The sequence below is a fragment of the Mycobacterium sp. E787 genome, from assembly GCF_001668725.1.
Classification (GTDB): domain Bacteria; phylum Actinomycetota; class Actinomycetes; order Mycobacteriales; family Mycobacteriaceae; genus Mycobacterium.
In genome coordinates this window covers 209,472-226,828 of record NZ_LZKL01000055.1, presented here as the reverse complement: position 1 = coordinate 226,828, position 17,357 = coordinate 209,472, and the positions used below count along the sequence as shown (strand labels likewise).

The following is a 17,357-nucleotide window of genomic DNA, read 5'->3' as shown; positions in this document are numbered from 1 at the left end:
GCGTGAGGAAGGAAAGCCGGCATGGTTGACATGCGCCTCGAGGTCCACGTCGTCCCAGTGTCTGACGTCGACCGCGCAAGGCAGTTCTACGAAAATTTGGGCTGGCGGTTTGACGGCGACACCGCGCCGGGAGAGGGCGTGCGCGTCGTCCAGTTCACGCCTCCGGGCTCGGCCTGCTCGGTCACATTCGGCGAGGGCGTCACGCCGTCGGCGCCCGGGTCGGCGCAGGCGGTGCTGACCGTCCGCGACATCGAAGCGGCCCACGAGGACCTACTCGGCCGCGGCATCCGCGCAAGCGACATGTGGCATGGCGTGCCGTTCCCGCCGGAAGCACGGCTGCCCGGGCCCGACCCCGAGCACGCCAGTTACCAGTCGTACTTCTCGTTCACCGATCCGGACGGCAATACGTGGCTGGTCCAGGAGGTCACGGCGCGGCTCCCCGACCGAGACTGACACTCCAGCAAAACGTTTCAGGGCGGCCGGATTGCGGTATCCCGGCGCGGTGGTTCTTTGCGAGAAGTGGACGGACGCCGACGCGGTGGCCGCCGCGGCCCGGCTGGTCGCGACGACGGGCGTCGCCGTGCTGCCCTCGCTCGACGTGACCCGGAGCCTGGAGGTGGGCCGCGAGGAATGGACCCGCTTTGCCCGGCACTGGCGCCAGCTGGCGCCCGACCCCTACGCGGCGGAGCTGGGCGTGCGGCGGCTGCGCCGGTACGGTCAGTACTCGCTGCGCGACGGCGTGCTGCGCCCCATGCCGAGGCTGGCGTTCGCGCAGCCGGAGGACTCCAATCCGCTCTACGTCGGCAAGGACCGCGACTTCGAGCCGTTGACCGACGCGTTCGCCGCGGATCCGTTGCTACACAAGGTGATCAAGCTGCTGGCCCGGGTGGCAGCGGCCCTGGACGACGTCGCCGACTGGAACGTGAAGGTGCACCCGTTCCGCGTCCGATGCTGCGCGGACGAGGACGGCACCCCCACGCCCGAGGGCCTGCACCGCGACGGCGTCACCCTGGTCACGTCGCTGCTGGTCGGGCGCCGCAACGCCATCGGCGGCGAGAGCACGGTGTGCGACCTGGATGGCCGGCAGTTGCTGGCGACGACGCTGGCCGAGCCGGGGACGCTGATGCTGGGCGACGACCGCCGCACCCTGCACGGCGTCTCGCCGATCCGGCCGATCGACGGCTCCGGGCCGGCGCAGCGCGACGTCCTGGTGATCACCTTCGCGTCGGCCTGGCCGTAGGCCGGTATCGTCGCGGCGGTGAACGCCATCTTCGTCGACGTCGACACCGGCATCGACGACGCGATGGCGTTGATCTATCTGCTGGCCAGCGCGGACGCCGAGGTGGTGGGCATCGCGTCGACCGGCGGAAACATTCACGTGGACCAGGTCTGCGCCAACAACCTGGGTTTGCTCGAATTATGCCGTGCCCCAACGATTCCCGTGTCCAAGGGCGCCGACGAACCGCTGTGCGGCCGGTGGCCCCATCACTCGAAGTTCCACGGTCCGACCGGATTGGGTTATGCCGAACTCCCCCGCACCGACCGCGGGCTCGCCGGTCACGACGCCACCGCGGCGTGGGTGGGCGCGGCGCACGCCCATCCCGGCGAGCTGGTCGGCCTGGTCACCGGCCCGCTGACCAACCTGGCGCTCGCGCTGCGCGCCGAACCCGCGCTGCCGAGGATGCTGCGACGGCTGGTGATCATGGGCGGCGCGTTCGGCGGGGACACCGATCCGCTGGCCGAATGGAACATCCGGGTGGATCCGGAGGCGGCCGCCGAGGTGTTCGCCGGCTGGGCCGGGCAGCAACAACTCCCGATCGTCTGCGGCCTGGACCTCACGCGGCGCGTCGCGATGACGCCGGACATCCTGGCCCGGTTGGCTGCCGAGGCGGCCCCGTCGCCGTTGATCCCGGTGATCGAGGACGCGATGCGGTTCTACTTCGAGTCCCACGAGGCCCGCGGGCACGGCTACGTCGCGTTCATGCACGACCCGTTGGCCGCCGCGGCGGCGCTGGACCCGCGGCTGATCACGACCCGGGCGGCGACCGTGGACGTCGAGCTGGCGGACACCCCGACCCGGGGCGTGACGACACCCGATTGGTCGGGCGACCGAAAAGCCAACGCCCTGATCGGCGTTGACGTGGACCCGGCGGCGTTCTTCGCGGAGTTCATCGAGCGGGTCGGGCCGTTCGCGCGGCGAATCTGACCGAGCCAGGTGGTCTACTGCCGGCGATGAACCACTTCGCCGGTGCGGATGTCGATCAGGTTGTTGGGATGGCCCGGGTCCGGCAAGTCTGCGGGCACATCGTCGTTGCCGCGGGCCGGGGGCCGGTTGCCGGCGACATGCCGGTAGCTCCAGACCAAGTCACCGGCCTCGCTGCCGACTTTGGATACGGCCCTGGACGCGGCCTCTGACACCGCGCCGACCATCCGGCTCAGGTGGAGCGCCGTCGCATGCGCAGCTTCCAGGACGGCGCCCGTTCCTCGTGCGAGGACGACGTCGACCTGCCGGCCGATTTCAGCCGCCATCTGTACTCCTTCGCTGAACATCCTTCGACTACCACGGTACCGAAGGCTTGGGTTGCCGGCCAGACGCCTCGCAAGGCGTCGAACACGTTGAGTCGCAGCGTTACTCATAGCTTCCCTCGAGATACCAGCGTCGCCGGCGATAGCACAGCAGGAACGCCCGCTCGTCCTCCAGCAGGACCTGGGCGCGGGCCGTGCGACTCCCCCCTTGACCGGCCTCCGGGCGGTTGTCCCACCACCGCTCGTCGACCGGCCACGGCCCGGCCCACCAGCGCAGCCCCTCGTCCCGGCCGCGCAAGGTCAGATGGGCAGGATCGGCCGAGAACATCCCCCGGCCGGTCACCCGTATCGAATTCCATCGGGCATCAAGCAGATCCACCGGGTCATCGAGCAGCACGGCCGGCGACGGCCCCGGCAGCTGGCCGGGCCACGGCAGGCCCGGGTCGGCCCGGGGCACCGGCTCGTCACCCAGCGGGATCAACGTGATCCGCTCGGCGGGCCCGCGGCCGCCGGACAGCACCGGCACCCGCACCGCCTCCGGCCCGAGCAGGCCCTGCACCCGCACCAGCGCCCGGCGGGCCCGCAGCCTGTCCTCCTCCCCGAGGCCGCCCCAGAGCGGCAACTGCAGCGCCTCGGCCGACACCACCTCCACCGCCTGCAGCCGCAACAGCGTCACCGGCCCGGTGGGACGCCTGTCGGCGGTCCGATTGCTCAGCCACCCGTCGAGCTGCCAGCGCACCCGGTCGGCGGTGGCGTCCTCGGTCAACGGCTCGGCGCACCGCCAGACCCGTTGCCGCTCCTCGCCGTTGGCGGTGACGGCGTGGATGGCCAGCCGGGTGCACCCCACCCCCGCGGACATCAGCGTCTGGTGCAGCGTGCCGGCCAGGAAGCGCCCGGCGAAGGCCGCGGCGTCGACCCGGTCGATCGGCGGGTCGCAGTCCAGCACGGCCTCGAGTTCCGGCGGCGGCTCGCGCCCGGACGGTCCCCGCTCGGGTTCGCCGCGGGCGAACCGGTGCGCGGCCATCCCGTCGGCGCCGAACCGGGAGGCCACGTCGGTGCGCGACAGCGCGGCGAACTGCCCGATGGTGCGAATTCCCATCCGCCACAACAGGTCCGTCAGCTCCTCGCGCCCCGGACCGGACAGGCTCGGCTCGGTGGCCAGCTGCCGGATCGACAGCGTCGACAGGAACCTCGCGTCGCCCCCGGGCTCGACGATCCGGCCCGCGCGCGCGGCGAAGACCGCGGTGGACAGCTGGTCGGCGATCCCGACCTGACACTCGGCACCGGCGGCGGCCACCGCGTCGATCAGCCGCTCGGCGGCCCGCTCCTCGGACCCGAAATAGCGGGCCGCCCCGCGTACCGGCAACACCAGAAGGCCGGGCCGCAGCACCTCGGCCCGGGGCACCAGGTCGTCCACCGCGGCGATCACCCCTTCGAAGAAGCGCGCGTCGCGGTCGGCGTCGGCGGTCGCGACGTGAAGTTGCGGGCACCGGGCCGCCGCCTCCCGTCGCCGCAGCCCGCGCCGCACTCCCGCCGCGCGGGCGGCCGACGAGCAGGCGATCACCCGGTTGGCCAACGTGATCGCGATCGGGGCCGTCGCGGGCAGGTCCGCCGCGGCCGCGGCCGCGACCGCGGGCCAGTCCATGCACCAGATCGCCAGCGCGCGTGAGGAAGCCATCCGAACTCACCCGGCTCGCGACCGGCCGATCACCCGCCTGCCCGCGCACAGCCCGCTGACCCGCAGCCGCACCCCGCCGATGCGGCCGAAGCCCGCACCCGCCGTGAGCTCGTAACCGCAGACCCGCGCCTCCAACCGCGTCGGCGCACCCTGCCAGTCGCCGTCGGTGACCAGCAGGGTGCACCCCTTGTTGCGGGCCCGCGCCACCACCGCCCGCGCCCGGGTGTGCGGCACCTGGCGCCCGCCCAGGCCGAGCACCACCAGGTCCATGCCGTCGACGAGCACCGCGGCCACCTCGACCGGATCGGTCCCGGCGTCCGGTATCACCGCAAGCCGGCTCAGGTCCGCCCCCATCTCCGCGGCGGCCAGCAGCCCGATGTCCGGCTGGCCGACGATGGCGGCGTTGCCACCGGCCGCCGTCACCGCGGCCACCACGCTCAACACCAGCGACCGGGCCCCCGACAGGACGGCCACCGTTCCCCGCGGCAACGGCACCGGCAGCGACTCCGCGAGCCAGCGCGGGAGCGCCAGCCCGGATTCCGAATCCGGCAGCAGGTCGTCGGCGGGGACGCCGCGCCCGGAGACCTTGCCGGAGATCTTCCCGGAGATCTCAGCCATCCGGCGGCGCAGCGATTCCAGCTGCTCAGCGCGGTGATCGGAGGCCATAGCCGCAGTCATGACCAGCCTCCATTCGAAAGTTTGTTCGATACATTGGCGAGTAAACACCCACCCTCCGACAACCGTCAAGAAACGTGAGAGGCTGCTTTATGCGGTCGGTGCTGGTGTGGCTGATGGTGCTTTTTTGCTGCACTTTGCCGACGCCCGCCCGGGCCGCGCCCTGCCAACCGGCGGAGCTGTTCGCCACCGAGACCGCCGACCCCCTGTTCGAGGCGCAGGCCACCGTGACGATCGCGCTCAGCGGCGCGGCGGTGACGGGATCGACCCCGCTCGACGGCGTGTACTGGTCCAGCGCGCAGCGACGGAGCATCCCCGAGCGCTCGCGCGAATTCCACCTGTGCAGCGGCTCGTCGCACGCCGCCGCCGACGCGCTGCGCCGCCAGTTCGACCAGGAAGCGGTGCTGACCTTCGACTACCTGCCGCAGCGCGCGCCCGACGAGGACGCGATCCTCATCGCCGTGCCGGACGTCGACATCGCGCGCTTCGGCGCCGCGCTGGCGGCCGATCCGGTCGCCCGCCAGCGCATCCGGGGCGGGTCCGTCACCACCACCGACCACACCCTGATCGTGGTCGCCGGGGACGACGACCTCGACGTCGCCCGCCGGCTCGTCGGCGATGCCGGCGGGAACTGGGAGGCGGCCCAGATTGCCTACGGCAGACTCGAATTCGTCGCGTAACCGCGCGAGTGTGCGGCTGGCCGCACCTTCGGCCTCGAGCGTGCGGCTGGCCGCACACTCGCCGCAGAGAGCCGAGCTACTCCCACTCGATGGTGCCGGGCGGCTTGCTGGTGACGTCCAGCACCACGCGGTTGACCTCGGGCACCTCGTTGGTGATCCGGGTCGAGATGCGCTCCAGCACCTCGTAGGGCACCCGGGTCCAGTCGGCGGTCATGGCGTCCTCGCTGGACACCGGCCGCAGCACGATCGGGTGCCCGTAGGTGCGATTGTCGCCCTGCACGCCGACGGACCGAACGTCGGCCAGCAGCACCACCGGGCACTGCCAGATCTGGTTGTCCAGGCCGGCGGCGGTGAGCTCCTCGCGGGCGATCGAGTCGGCGCGCCGCAACGTGTCCAGCCGCTGCGCGGTGACCTCGCCGACGATCCGGATCCCCAGCCCCGGGCCCGGAAATGGCTGGCGCCCAACGATTTCCTCCGGCAGGCCCAGCTCACGCCCGACGGCGCGCACCTCGTCTTTGAACAGCAGCCGCAGCGGCTCGACGAGCTTGAACTTCAGGTCACCCGGCAGGCCGCCGACGTTGTGGTGGCTCTTGATGTTCGCCGTGCCGCTGCCCCCGCCGGACTCCACCACGTCCGGATACAACGTGCCCTGCACCAGGAAGTCGACCTGAGAATCGGTGTCGCCCACAATGTCTCGCACCGCGCCCTCGAACGCCCGGATGAACTGCCGCCCGATGATCTTGCGCTTGCCCTCGGGGTTGTGCACCCCCGACAGCGCCTGCAGGAAGGTCTCCTCGGCGTCGACGGTGACCAGGTTGGCGCCGGTGGCGGCCACGAAGTCGCGCTGCACCTGATCGCGTTCGCCGGCGCGCAACAAGCCATGGTCGACGAACACACACGTCAGTCTCTCGCCGATGGCGCGCTGCACCAGCGCGGCGGCCACCGCCGAATCGACCCCGCCGGACAGACCGCAGATCGCGTGGCCGTCCCCGATCTGCGCGCGGACCTGCTCGACGAGCGCGTCGGCGATGTTGGCGGGCGTCCACTCCGCACCGAGCCCGGCGAAGTCGTGCAGGAACCGGCTGAGCACCTGCTGCCCGTGCGGGGTGTGCATCACTTCCGGGTGGTACTGCACCCCGGCCAGGCGTCGCCCCCGGTTCTCGAAGGCGGCCACCGCCGCGCCCGCGCTGGAAGCGACCACGTCGAATCCGTCCGGCGCCGCAGTGACGGCGTCGCCGTGGCTCATCCACACCGGCTGGACGTCGGGCAGGCCCGAATGCAGCTCGCCGCCAAGGACTTTCAGCTCCGTGCGGCCGTACTCGCTGGTGCCGGTGTGGGCGACCGTGCCGCCCAGGGCCTGGGCCATGGCCTGAAACCCGTAGCAGATGCCGAACACCGGCACCTCGAGGTCGAACAGCGCAGGGTCCAGTTGCGGGGCACCCTCGGTGTAGACGCTGGCCGGTCCGCCGGAGAGCACGACCGCCACCGGGTTGCGGGCCTTGATCTCGTCGACCGTGGCGGTGTGCGGGATCACCTCGGAAAACACCCGAGCCTCGCGGACGCGTCGGGCGATCAACTGCGCATACTGTGCCCCGAAGTCCACCACCAGCACGGGGCGGGGCGATACCACGTCGGGGTCGGCAGGTTCGGCCACGCCGCAAGTTTAGTGGCTGGCGACGACCGCGCTCACTGCGCGGACGCGGCGGCGATCACCGCGTCGACGATGCTCCGGATTCGGGTGGCGGCTTCGTCGGGGTCGGGCTGGCCGGCGTCGAGCCAGGCGATGACGGCGTCGATCGTGATGGTGGGCAGCAGTCGCGCCGCCCAGCCCCGCCATCGCTGGTCGGCGATGTCCGCGAGGTACCGCCCGGTGATCTCGGCCGAACCCTCGATGAGGGTGTCGATCACGTCGCGGAACTCCGCTTCGCGTGCGGCATGACGGTAGAGCAGCCGGAAGGCGTCCGGATCCGCCGCAGCCGCACGAATGAACGCGGGGATGCTGGCATCGTCGAACTCCTGCCCGCCGGTGGCCTCGCGCAGCCGAGTGTGACCGCTCTCGATCACCTCCCGGTAGAGGTCGGCCTTCGACGCGAAGTGCCGGTACAGGATCACCGGGGTGACACCGGCCTCCGCGGCGATGGCATCGAGCCCCGTCTTGGCGAAGCCCCCGCGGGCGAAGGCGCGCGTGGCGGCCTCGAGGATCTGTTCCCGCCGCTGGGCGCGGGGCAGCCGCCGGGTCGGCTCGGATTGGACGGTCGTCACGCCAACCTCCTCTTGTCTAGAAGACAGTATACAAGTAGCCTTGTATATGCTGCTCTATACAAGAGGCTCCGATGGCATCCATTCAATCGGTACTCACCTCCGTCGGCGACGAGGCCTGGCTGGTCACCGACTACGCCCAGGTGCGACGGCTGCTGGATGACGATCGCCTCGGTCGCTCTCACCGCGAACCCGAAACGGCCGCGCGCACGGGGGAATCCGCGTTGTTCGGCGGCCCCCTGGGCGACTTCGACACCGAGGCGGCCGACCACGCGCGGATGCGGGCGCTGCTGCAGCCCCATTTCTCGCCCAGGCACCTGCGGTCGCTGGAGCCGCGAGTGGAAACGCTCACCACCGGGCTGCTGAACGAACTGGCGGACCAGGGCCCGCCGGCCGACCTGCACGCGCGGCTGGCGCTGCCGCTGCCCATCCTGGTGATCTGCGAGCTGCTCGGGGTGCCCTATTCCGACCGTGACCAGTTCCGCGCGTGGGCGGAGGACGCCGGCAACGTGCGCGATCACGCCCGCTCCGAGCGCGGGCTGGCCGAGCTGTTCGATTACGGTCGCGGGTTGGTCGAGCGCAAGCGCGCGCACCCGGACGACGACGTGATCTCGCGGCTGTGCGCGACCGACGGCGTCTCCGACGAGGAGGCCGCCACCATGTCGATGTTCCTGCTGTTCGCCGGGCACGAGACCACGGTGGTCCAAATCGGGCTCGGAGCAACGCTATTGCTGTCGAACCGCGATCAGTGGCAGGCGCTCGTCGATCACCCTGCGCTGATCCCCAACGCCGTCGAGGAACTGCTGCGAGCGACGGCGTCCGGCGGTGGGGTGGGCGGCATTCCCCGCTACGCGCGAACGGACTTCGACATCGACGGTGTCGCCATCCGCGCCGGCGACCTGGTGCTGCTGGACATCGGAGCGGCCAACCGCGACCCCACGACGTTCGCCGAACCGCAACGCGTCGACGTCGCCCGCAAGCACGCCGCGCACCTCACGTTCGGGCACGGCGCACACTATTGCCTCGGGGCTCCGTTGGCGCGCATCGAGTTGAAAACCGTCTTTGGGCAACTGATCCCGCGATTCCCGTCGATGCGCCTGACGGTCGATCCCGCGGCGTTGCCCACGCGAAGCGACGTGCTCGCCGGCGGGCTCACCGCGCTTCCGGTGTCCTGGTGACGATGGCGAGGCGTTACCCGAGGCCCGGTTCGATCCAGCTCCTGGTGTGGCTCAGGAGGGTGCCGGCGGCCCCGTCGGCCCCGGCGACCAGCCGGAACTCGACCGACATGATGGGCCGGTGCGGGGCGGACTGCACCCAGCACAATCGCCGGCGCGGTTGCAGCGACGTCACGCGGCACAGCGCGCTGTCATCGCGTCCGCCGCGGTGCCGGATCAGGCGGAACGACGTGCCCAATTGCAGTCGTTGGTCGCCGGTGGCGTGTTCGACGGCGTCCCAGGTGTCGTACCACTCCGCGATGGTGGCGACGGTGGTGATCAGGTCCCACACCCGGTCGGGCGGGGCGGCGATGCGTATCGAGTCGGACAGTGTCTGCGGGTTCATGTGGGCACGCCCTCCCGGGCGGTACGAGTCGAGACAGCGTCGGGCCGGCGCGCCCGACGGCCGACGCCCACCCGCCGGGGCCACCAGAACCAGCGTCCGAGGAGGGCGGCGATCGACGGCGTCATCAGCGACCGCACCACCAGCGTGTCGAAGAGCAGTCCGATGCCGACGGTCGTGCCGAACTGACCGATGATCCGTAGGTCGCTGAACACGAAGGACGACATGGTGAACGCGAACACCAGGCCCGCCGAGGTCACCACCGCACCGGTTCCACCCATGGCGCGGATGATGCCGGTCTTGATGCCGGCCCCGATCTCCTCCTTGAACCGGGAGACCAGCAACAGGTTGTAGTCCGACCCCACGGCCAGCAGGATGATCACGGCCATCGCTATCACCAGCCAGTGCAACGGAATACCGAGGATGTCCTGCCACACCAGCACCGACAGCCCGAACGAGGCGCCCAACGACAGCACCACCGTGCCGATGATGACCAGGGCCGCGACGACGCTTCCTGTGATGACCAGCATGATGACGAAGATCAGGCAGGCCGCGGCGATTCCCGCGATCAGCAGGTCGTATTTCGCCGCGCCACTCATGTCCTTGTACGTCGGCGCCGTGCCACCGAGGTAGATCTTGGCTTCCGCCAGGGGAGTTCCCTTGACGGCGTGGCGCGCCGCCCTTTCGATCGCGTCGACGTGCGAAACCCCCTCGGGGGTCGCGGGATCCCGGTCGTGGGTGATGATGAGGCGGGCGGACTTGCCGTCGGGCGAAAGGAACATCGCCAGGCCGCGTTTGAAGTCCGGGTTGTCGAAGACCTCCGGCGGCAGGTAGAAGGAATCGTCGTTCTTGGCCGCGTCGAAGGCCTGCCCCATCGCGGCGACACCCTGCTGCGCGGCGTCCATCTGATCCAGCAGGCCCGCGAACGTGCTGTACATCGTCATCGTCATGGCGCGCATGGTCGTCGTGGCGTCGATGATCGGCGGCAGCAGCGAGATCAGTTGCGGCATCAGGTCATCCAGCCGGTCGGTGTCGTTCACGAGACCGCCGAGGTCGTCGGTGACCTTGTCGACGCCGTCGAGCGCGTCGAACGCCGACCGCAGCGCCCAGCAGACTCCGATGTCGAAGCAGTGCCGCTCCCAGTAAAGGTAGCCGCGCAGCGGCCGGAAGAAGTCGTCGAAATCGGCGATGCGATCGCGTACCTCGTTCGTGTCGGCGACGACCTGCCTCGTCCGGCCCGCGACGTCGTGGGTGGTGCCGGCGAGCCGGTGCATCAGTACGAGCATGCGTTGCATGGTGTCGATGACGCCGGTCATCTGATCGGCGATCGCGCGCATGTCGGCCATGCGGTCGTGCAGGTACTTCATGTTCTCGGTCAGCGTGGTGCCCTGCATGCTGATCTGAAAGGGAATGGAGGTGTGCGCGATCGGGGCGCCCAGCGGCCTGGTGATGGACTGGACGCGAGCGACGCCGTCGGCTTGAAAGACGCCCTTGGCCACCCGGTCCAGGACGAGCATGTCGGCGGGGTTGCGCATGTCGTGGTCGGTCTGCAGCAACATCAGGTCGGGGTTCAACCGCGCGGGTGAGAAGTGCCGGTCGGCGGCGGCGTAGCCGATGTTGGACGGCGTGGTCGGGGGCAGGTAACGGCGGTCGTTGTAGCTAGTCGTGAACGACGGCAGCGCCAGCAGCCCCACGAGCGCGGTCGCGCCGGAGGCGGCGAGAATCGGTGCGGGCCAGCGGACCACGGCGGTGCCCACGCGCCGCCACCCCTGCGTCTTGATCGTCCGTTTGGGGTCGAAGAGGCCGAATCGGCTGCCCACCGTGATGACGGCCGGACCCAGCGTGAGCGCGGCCGCCACCAACGTGAACATCCCGATCGCGCAGGGAGCGCCCAGGGTCTGGAAATAGGGCAGCCTGGTGAAGCTGAGGCACAGCATCGCGCCGGCGATGGTCAGGCCCGACCCGAGGACCACGTGGACGCTGCCGCGAAACATGGTGTAGTAGGCGGCTTCGCGGTCCTCGCCGGCCTGACGGGCCTCCTGATATCGGCCCACGAGGAAGATCGCGTAATCGGTCCCCGCGGCGATGGCGAGAATCGGAAGGATCTGCACGGCGAAGGTCGAGAGCCCGAGGATCCGGTGGTCTCCGAGGACCGCGATCACCCCTTGCACGGCGGGCAATTCGATGAAGACCATCAGCAGTGTCAGCAGCACGGTGACCAGCGAGCGGTACACGATCAGCAGCATCAGCACGATGACCCCGACGGTCACGCCCATCACCTTGCGGGCGCTCTTGTTGCCGAATTCGAGCTCATCGGTGGTCACGGCAGCGGGTCCGGCGACGTAGGCCCTGATCCCGTTGGGCGGCAGGGTGTTTGACACGATCCGCCGGACGGCGTCGACGGACTCGTTGGCCAGCGTCTCGCCCTGGCGGCCGGCGAGGAAGACCTGGACGTAGGCGGCCTTGCCGTCGGGGCTCTGCGAGCCGGCGGCGGTGAGCGGATCGCTCCAGAAGTCCTGGACGTGCTCGACGTGCTTGCGGTCCTGGGCGAGCTTGCCGACCAGGTCGCCGTAGAAGCGGTGCGCCGCGTCGCCCAGCGGCGTCTGGCCCTCGAGAACCACCATCACCGCGCTGTCGGAGTCGAACTCGTTGAACACCCGGCCGATGCGCTTCATGGCCCGCACCGCCGGGGCGTCGTCGGGGCTCATCGACACCGCGTGCGCCTCGCCGACCGCTTCCAGTTGCGGGACAACGATGTTGGTGACCGCGGCCAGCCCCAGCCAGAAGAGCAGGATGGGCACCGAGAGCCGGCGTACCGTGCGCGCGATCACGCGGACTTCACCAGGCAGAAGGTTTGCGGATGAATTCCCGCGACCGTTCGCTGGGCCTTGACGCCGCCGTTCACCGTGATGCGGCAGCCGATGACCGCGTCGTCGCCCTGCGCGACGACGTTGACGCTGACCGCCGGGTCAGTCGTGGCCGCGCTGTACGTCCACGGCAGGGGCACGGCGTCGGCGCGCCGCGGTGCGGCGTCGACGTCGAGATAGTTGATGTCGGCGACGCTTCCGGCCGGCCCGAAGACCTCCATGGTCACGCGCTTGGGATCGAAGGGCTTGATCTCATCGGGTCGCGCGGCGGTCGCCGACGCGGCACCCCGGGCGCCGAAGACCCCGTGCAGCCGGTAGACGGCGAAACCCGCGAGAGCGACCACGAGCACGACCACCAGCGGAATCCACGCGCGTTTGACGACACTCATTCTCGGCCTCGATGTCATCGTGCGGATTAAGTCAGCTGACCAACACAGTAGCTACCCCAACCGTCCCAACGCAATGGCCATTAGCAGCGAATTATTTGGGTATTCAGGTGGTCATCAATCAGCCCTTGCCAGAGAACCTATCGGAATAGTAAGTTGTGCAACTAAGCCACAATCCCGCTCTGGCCCTGCGGAGCGTCTGAGGAGAGGTCCAAACACCATGAGTATCAACGCAGATCGGTTCGGGCCCTGGGCGGTCGTGACGGGGGCGTCGTCGGGCATCGGGCGCGAGTTCGCACACCAGCTCGCCGAAGCGGGCATCAACGTGGTGCTGGTCGGGCGGCGTCAGGCCGCCCTGCAGGACCTCGGCGCGGCGCTGGCCCGGGGGTACGGCGTCGACTGTCGCGCCGTCTGCGTCGACCTGTCCGACCCGGGCATGCTGACGCCAATCACCCAGGCTACCAACGACATCGACGTCGGGTTGCTGGTGTCGAACGCCGGCGAGGCACTGCCCGGGCCCTTTGTGGGCTCCGATCTGCAGGCGCAGCGGGCAATCCTGCGGCTCAACACGGCCGCGCACCTGGGCCTCACGCACCACTTCGGCGAGCGGCTCGCGCGGCGCGGCCGCGGCGGCATCGTGCTGGTCTCCGCGCTGGGAGCAAAACACGGCGTCCCGTACCTGGCCAACACCGCGGCGAGCAAGGCCTATGTGGCCAGCCTCGGCGCCGGCCTGCACGGCGAGCTGGCCAAGCACGGTGTGCATGTCACGGTGCTGCACCCCGGGCCCACCCGCACCCCGGCGATCGCCCAATTGGGCCTGCACCCCGACAAATTGCCGATGCCGCCCATGGCCCCGGACGCTTGCGCGCGTGAGGCGCTGCGCGCACTGGAGCGCAATCGAACCCACTGCATCCCGGGCCGGCTCAACCGGGTGACGACCGCGCTCGTCCCGGCCGCCGTCACCCGCTCGATGATGTCGCGCATGTTGGCACGGCCCACCCGCGCCACGACGACCACCGCGTAGTCCATGGACAACCCGATCTGCCTCATCACCGGCGCCACCGACGGCATCGGCAAGGTCACCGCGACCGCGCTGGCCCGCAAGGGCCACACCGTCGTGCTGGCCGCGCGCAACGAGGCCAAGGCCGCGACCGTCACATCGGAAATCGTGGCGTCCACCGGCAACCGCGACGTCGGCTACCTCACCGCCGACCTGCGGTCGCTCGCGCAGGTGCACCGGCTGGCCCAGGAGTTCGCGGCGCGCTACCCGCGGCTGGACGTGCTGGTCAACAACGCCGGCGTCGTCATGCCGCAGCGCGCGCTGACCGAGGACGGCTACGAGACGACGTTCCAGGTCAACTACCTCGCGCAGTTCTACCTCACCCAATTGCTGCTCGACGCACTGGAAAAGAGCCCACAGGGCAGGGTCGTCAACCTCAGCTCGAGCGTCTACCGCGCCGGTAAATTCGAACCCGAGAACCTGCAAAGCGAGCGCCGGTTCTCCACCATCGGCGCCTACGCCGCGTCCAAACTGTGCGTGCTGCTCTTCACCGTCGAGCTGGCGCAGCGGCTGGCGCCGACGCGCGTCACCGCGAACGCCGTACACCCCGGGATCGTCAGGACGCCGATGATGCGCGGGGCTGAAGGTGTCTTCCGGGCGATCTCCTATGCGGCGCTGCCCTTTTCGCGGTCCCCGGACAGAGGCGCCGCGACGTCGGTGTTCCTCGCCGACTCACCCGAAGCGGCCCAGCTCTCCGGGCAGTACTTCGCGAACCGCAGGGCGAAGAAGGTCAGGACCGCGCACAACACGCCGGAGAACCGGGACCTGCTGTGGAACCTGAGCATGGAAGCGTGCCGTCTATAGTCCGTGAGTGATATGGCTGACTCAACCGGTAAGCGAGAGCGACTGATCGCGGCCGCGTGCGACCTGTTCTACCGCCAGGGCATCGCGGGCACCACACTCGCGCACATCGCGGAGGCCGCCGAGGTGCCGCTGGGCAACGTGTACTACTACTTCAAGACCAAAGACGACATCGTGGCCGCCGTCGTCGAGGCGCGCACCGAGGAGATCCGCTCCGCCACCGCCGCGCTGCAGCGCCGGCACGGCAGCCCCAAGGCCCGGCTCAGGGCACTCGTGGGGATGCTGGCGGAGTCGCGCGACACCATCGCCGACCACGGCTGCCCGTTGGGAACGCTGTGCACCGAGCTGGCGAACCAGCCGGGCCAGTCGCCCGCGCTCACCGCGCCGATCATGCAAACCCTGCTGGACTGGACCGAGCAGCAATTCCAAGCCATGGGCCGCCGCGACGCCCGTGACCTGGCGCTCGAACTCGTCATCGCCTACGAGGGCAGCGCGGTGCTGACCAACGCCCTGGCGCGGCCCGAGGTCATGGCGCATCAGGCACGCCGGCTCGAAAAGTGGATCAGCGCAATGCAGGCGTGAGGCACTACAGCGCGAAGGCCCGGCGCACCGCGTCGACGGCCGCGGGGTCGCCGTCGAAGGTGATGTGCCGCAGCCCCGCCTTGCGCTTGGCCTCGGTTGCCCCGAGGCGGGCGGCGACCAGATCGGCCGCGCTGGCGGTCACGGTCACCGCAGGCTCGCCACGCGCGCCGGCGAGCCTGCCCTGTGTGACCGCGAATTCGAAACGGCGGCCGTCTATCTCGATGCGGATCGTGGCCTCCAGGCCAGCCGCGCCGGCCGAATCGAAGCCGAGCAGGAATCCGGCCAGGAAACCGTTCAAGGGCGTTCCCGGGCCGTCCTCGATCGGGTCCATCCGGTCCAGCCCGAACCACGCGACGCTCCGCAACACCGGCAGCACCCGCTGCCAGCCCAGGTCGCTGAGCGTGTACACGGTACGCCCGATCGGGGCGGGCAGGTCGATCCGGTCGACGATCCCCGCCTCTTGTAATTCCTTTAGCCGCTCGGCCAGCAGATTGGTCGCGATGCCGGGCAGCGCGTCGCGCAGGTCGCCGTAGCGGCGGGCGCCCCCGACCAGCTCGCGCAGGATCAGCAGCGTCCACCGCTCGCCGAGGACGTCGAGGCCACGCGCGATCGGGCAGTTCTGGTTGTAGTTCCTGCGGGACGCCACCATGCCAGTCTACCTGCGCATAGACGTCTTTTTCAACTCTTTACTTGATTTATTTGTCTATCAGCTTTAGCGTCTTGTCCATGCCCACCGAACCGATATTCCGGAATCGCCCGATCGCCGCGCTCGGCGTCATCTGCCTCGGCGTCTTCGTCATCAGCGTCGACGCCACCATCGTCAACGTCGCGCTGCCCACCCTGTCGCGCGAACTCGACGCCGACACCGCCCAGCTGCAATGGATCGTCGACGCCTACACCCTGGTGATGTCGGGGCTGCTGCTGTCGGCCGGCAGCCTGTCCGACCGCTTCGGCAGGCGCGGTTCGCTGAGCCTGGGCCTGGCCCTGTTCGCCCTGACCTCCGGCGTTGCGGCGCAGGTTAATTCGGCCGACGCGCTGATCGCGGCCCGCGCCGCCATGGGCGTGGGCGCGGCGGTGATCTTCCCAACCACGCTGGGGCTGATCACCAACATCTTCACCGACCCGGCGCCGCGCGCGAAGGCGATCGGGCTGTGGGCGGCGATGGTGGGCGTCGGAGTGGCCGTGGGACCGATCAGCGGCGGCTGGCTGCTCGAACACTTCTGGTGGGGCTCGATTTTCATGGTGAACATCCCCATCGCGGTGCTGGCCATCGCCGGCGGTGTCCTGTTCGTCCCGACCTCGCGCGACCCGGCGGCGCCGCGCGTCGACATTCCCGGCCTGATCCTGTCCGCGGCCGGGATCACGACGTTGGTCTACACGGTTATCGAGGCGCCCACGTGGGGATGGACGAACGTCCGCACGGCAGCCGGGTTCACGCTCGCCGCGGTCGTTCTCGCCGGATTTGCCGCATGGGAGCGGCGCAGCACCCACCCGATGCTGGACGTCTCGGTGTTCGGAAACCGCCGGTTCTCCGGCGGCAGCCTGGCGGTGACCGCCGGCTTCCTCACGCTGTTCGGGTTCATCTTCGTCATCACCCAGTACTTCCAATTCATCAAGGACTACACGGCGTTCCAGGCCGGCGTGCGCCTGCTGCCCGTCGCCGTCTCCATCGCGCTGGCCAGCCTCGTGGGGCCGCGCCTGGTGGAAAGGGTCGGCACCACCGCAGTCGTCGCGGGCGGGCTGACCGTGTTCGCCGCCGGCCTGGCGTGGGCGTCCACGGCCGACGCCGCCACCCCCTACGACCAAATCGCCATGCAGATGTTGCTGCTCGGCGGCGGCCTCGGTCTGACGGTTTCGCCGGCCACCGAGGCCATCATGGGATCGCTGTCGGTCGACAAGGCCGGGGTCGGCTCGGCCGTCAACGACACGACGCGCGAACTCGGCGGCACCCTCGGCGTTGCCATCGCCGGCAGCATCTTCGCGTCGGTGTACTCGGGGCATCTCGGGTCAACGGCTCTGCCCGGATTACCCGGCGAGGCGATGCGGCACTCGATGGCGTTGGCGCACACGGTTATCGGACGGTTGCCCGCCCAGCAGGCCGGCCACGTCCGTGCCGTCGTCGATCGCGCATTCCTGGACGGCCTGCAGGTGAGCTCGCTGGTGTGCGCGGGCATCGCGCTGGGCGCCGCGATCGCTGTGGCCTGGCTCTTGCCGGCCCGCGCGCGGGAAGCGGCGCCGTCCCCCGCGCTGGCCGAGGCCTAGCCCCCACCACAGAGAACGGCAGGG

General features: G+C 70.0%; 18 protein-coding genes. 9 read left to right on the top strand and 9 right to left on the bottom strand.

What is annotated here, in order from left to right; all coding sequences use genetic code 11:
- Positions 1-21: 21 nt before the first annotated feature.
- The 3 genes from A5705_RS12170 to A5705_RS12160 are packed head-to-tail and all read left to right on the top strand — an operon-like array spanning position 22 to position 2,206.
- The gene (locus A5705_RS12170; protein ID WP_067873701.1) at positions 22-453 is read left to right on the top strand and encodes a VOC family protein; all 432 of its coding nucleotides are present in this window, start codon (positions 22-24) and stop codon (positions 451-453) included.
- A gap of 49 nt (positions 454-502) precedes the next feature.
- A complete protein-coding gene (locus A5705_RS12165) occupies positions 503-1,240 on the top strand; it encodes a 2OG-Fe dioxygenase family protein (protein ID WP_067873828.1) in 738 nt (245 codons plus the stop codon).
- Between the two features lie 18 nt (positions 1,241-1,258).
- Complete coding sequence (locus A5705_RS12160) at positions 1,259-2,206, top strand: nucleoside hydrolase (RefSeq protein ID WP_067873698.1); 948 nt, start codon at positions 1,259-1,261, stop codon at positions 2,204-2,206.
- A gap of 14 nt (positions 2,207-2,220) precedes the next feature.
- Here A5705_RS12160 and A5705_RS12155 read toward each other — a convergent pair whose 3' ends face one another.
- From A5705_RS12155 to A5705_RS12145, 3 genes are all read right to left on the bottom strand, one after another.
- On the bottom strand, positions 2,221-2,529 hold the full coding sequence (locus A5705_RS12155; RefSeq protein ID WP_067873694.1) for a hypothetical protein: 309 nt from the start codon (positions 2,527-2,529) through the stop codon (positions 2,221-2,223).
- Between the two features lie 100 nt (positions 2,530-2,629).
- Positions 2,630-4,204: a DNA polymerase Y family protein gene (locus tag A5705_RS12150; RefSeq protein ID WP_197516879.1), complete on the bottom strand. Its 1,575-nt coding sequence runs from the start codon at positions 4,202-4,204 to the stop codon at positions 2,630-2,632.
- Positions 4,205-4,210: 6 nt separating this feature from the next.
- A complete protein-coding gene (locus A5705_RS12145; RefSeq protein ID WP_067873691.1) occupies positions 4,211-4,882 on the bottom strand; it encodes a hypothetical protein in 672 nt (223 codons plus the stop codon).
- 89 nt (positions 4,883-4,971) lie between these two features.
- On the opposite strand from A5705_RS12145, the gene A5705_RS12140 reads away from it, so the two are divergent.
- Positions 4,972-5,559, top strand: coding sequence for a hypothetical protein (locus A5705_RS12140; protein WP_156738235.1), 588 nt, complete (start codon positions 4,972-4,974; stop codon positions 5,557-5,559).
- A 76-nt stretch (positions 5,560-5,635) separates the two neighbouring features.
- Here A5705_RS12140 and guaA read toward each other — a convergent pair whose 3' ends face one another.
- On the bottom strand, positions 5,636-7,213 hold the full coding sequence (gene guaA, locus A5705_RS12135; RefSeq protein WP_067873688.1) for a glutamine-hydrolyzing GMP synthase: 1,578 nt from the start codon (positions 7,211-7,213) through the stop codon (positions 5,636-5,638).
- 32 nt (positions 7,214-7,245) lie between these two features.
- Positions 7,246-7,821, bottom strand: coding sequence for a TetR/AcrR family transcriptional regulator (locus tag A5705_RS12130; protein ID WP_067873685.1), 576 nt, complete (start codon positions 7,819-7,821; stop codon positions 7,246-7,248).
- A gap of 71 nt (positions 7,822-7,892) precedes the next feature.
- Between A5705_RS12130 and A5705_RS12125 the strand changes: the two genes are divergently transcribed.
- Positions 7,893-8,996 carry a cytochrome P450 gene (locus A5705_RS12125; RefSeq protein WP_067873682.1) on the top strand — a complete coding sequence of 368 codons (1,104 nt, stop codon included), beginning with the start codon at positions 7,893-7,895 and terminating at the stop codon, positions 8,994-8,996.
- A 13-nt stretch (positions 8,997-9,009) separates the two neighbouring features.
- On the opposite strand, the gene A5705_RS12120 is transcribed toward A5705_RS12125, so the two are convergent.
- From A5705_RS12120 to A5705_RS12110, 3 genes are read right to left on the bottom strand one after another with little or no spacing between them, the layout of a single operon-like run.
- Positions 9,010-9,378, bottom strand: coding sequence for an SRPBCC family protein (locus tag A5705_RS12120; protein WP_067873679.1), 369 nt, complete (start codon positions 9,376-9,378; stop codon positions 9,010-9,012).
- Entirely contained in the window at positions 9,375-12,206 is a 2,832-nt protein-coding gene (locus tag A5705_RS12115) for an RND family transporter (RefSeq protein WP_067873675.1), read from the bottom strand. The genes A5705_RS12120 and A5705_RS12115 overlap by 4 nt, the downstream gene beginning before the upstream one ends.
- Positions 12,203-12,631: an MmpS family transport accessory protein gene (locus tag A5705_RS12110; protein WP_231964220.1), complete on the bottom strand. Its 429-nt coding sequence runs from the start codon at positions 12,629-12,631 to the stop codon at positions 12,203-12,205. Before A5705_RS12110 ends, A5705_RS12115 begins: the two co-directional genes overlap by 4 nt.
- A 217-nt stretch (positions 12,632-12,848) precedes the next feature.
- Here A5705_RS12110 and A5705_RS12105 point away from each other — a divergent pair, with 217 nt between their 5' ends.
- Genes A5705_RS12105 through A5705_RS12095 form a run of 3 tightly spaced genes read left to right on the top strand, consistent with a single transcriptional unit; the run spans position 12,849 to position 15,071 of the window.
- Positions 12,849-13,652: an SDR family oxidoreductase gene (locus A5705_RS12105; protein WP_067873669.1), complete on the top strand. Its 804-nt coding sequence runs from the start codon at positions 12,849-12,851 to the stop codon at positions 13,650-13,652.
- A gap of 3 nt (positions 13,653-13,655) precedes the next feature.
- Complete coding sequence (locus A5705_RS12100) at positions 13,656-14,492, top strand: SDR family oxidoreductase (protein WP_067873666.1); 837 nt, start codon at positions 13,656-13,658, stop codon at positions 14,490-14,492.
- Positions 14,493-14,504: 12 nt separating this feature from the next.
- A complete protein-coding gene (locus A5705_RS12095; protein ID WP_067873663.1) occupies positions 14,505-15,071 on the top strand; it encodes a TetR/AcrR family transcriptional regulator in 567 nt (188 codons plus the stop codon).
- A gap of 4 nt (positions 15,072-15,075) precedes the next feature.
- On the opposite strand, the gene A5705_RS12090 is transcribed toward A5705_RS12095, so the two are convergent.
- Positions 15,076-15,720 (bottom strand): helix-turn-helix domain-containing protein, encoded by a 645-nt coding sequence (locus A5705_RS12090; RefSeq protein WP_067873660.1) that lies wholly within the window; start codon positions 15,718-15,720, stop codon positions 15,076-15,078.
- Between the two features lie 77 nt (positions 15,721-15,797).
- On the opposite strand from A5705_RS12090, the gene A5705_RS12085 reads away from it, so the two are divergent.
- Positions 15,798-17,333 carry an MFS transporter gene (locus A5705_RS12085; RefSeq protein WP_068277700.1) on the top strand — a complete coding sequence of 512 codons (1,536 nt, stop codon included), beginning with the start codon at positions 15,798-15,800 and terminating at the stop codon, positions 17,331-17,333.
- Positions 17,334-17,357 lie beyond the last annotated feature (24 nt).

Coding starts and splice junctions, on each gene's coding strand:
- A5705_RS12110 (WP_231964220.1), bottom strand. CDS start 12,631: ATGAGTGTCGTCAAACGCGCGTGGATTCCGCTGGTGGTCGTGCTCGTG.
- A5705_RS12100 (WP_067873666.1), top strand. CDS start 13,656: ATGGACAACCCGATCTGCCTCATCACCGGCGCCACCGACGGCATCGGC.
- A5705_RS12145 (WP_067873691.1), bottom strand. CDS start 4,882: ATGACTGCGGCTATGGCCTCCGATCACCGCGCTGAGCAGCTGGAATCG.
- A5705_RS12155 (WP_067873694.1), bottom strand. CDS start 2,529: ATGGCGGCTGAAATCGGCCGGCAGGTCGACGTCGTCCTCGCACGAGGA.
- A5705_RS12140 (WP_156738235.1), top strand. CDS start 4,972: ATGCGGTCGGTGCTGGTGTGGCTGATGGTGCTTTTTTGCTGCACTTTG.
- A5705_RS12125 (WP_067873682.1), top strand. CDS start 7,893: ATGGCATCCATTCAATCGGTACTCACCTCCGTCGGCGACGAGGCCTGG.
- A5705_RS12085 (WP_068277700.1), top strand. CDS start 15,798: ATGCCCACCGAACCGATATTCCGGAATCGCCCGATCGCCGCGCTCGGC.
- A5705_RS12170 (WP_067873701.1), top strand. CDS start 22: ATGGTTGACATGCGCCTCGAGGTCCACGTCGTCCCAGTGTCTGACGTC.
- A5705_RS12150 (WP_197516879.1), bottom strand. CDS start 4,204: ATGGCTTCCTCACGCGCGCTGGCGATCTGGTGCATGGACTGGCCCGCG.
- A5705_RS12105 (WP_067873669.1), top strand. CDS start 12,849: ATGAGTATCAACGCAGATCGGTTCGGGCCCTGGGCGGTCGTGACGGGG.
- A5705_RS12090 (WP_067873660.1), bottom strand. CDS start 15,720: ATGGTGGCGTCCCGCAGGAACTACAACCAGAACTGCCCGATCGCGCGT.
- A5705_RS12095 (WP_067873663.1), top strand. CDS start 14,505: ATGGCTGACTCAACCGGTAAGCGAGAGCGACTGATCGCGGCCGCGTGC.
- A5705_RS12120 (WP_067873679.1), bottom strand. CDS start 9,378: ATGAACCCGCAGACACTGTCCGACTCGATACGCATCGCCGCCCCGCCC.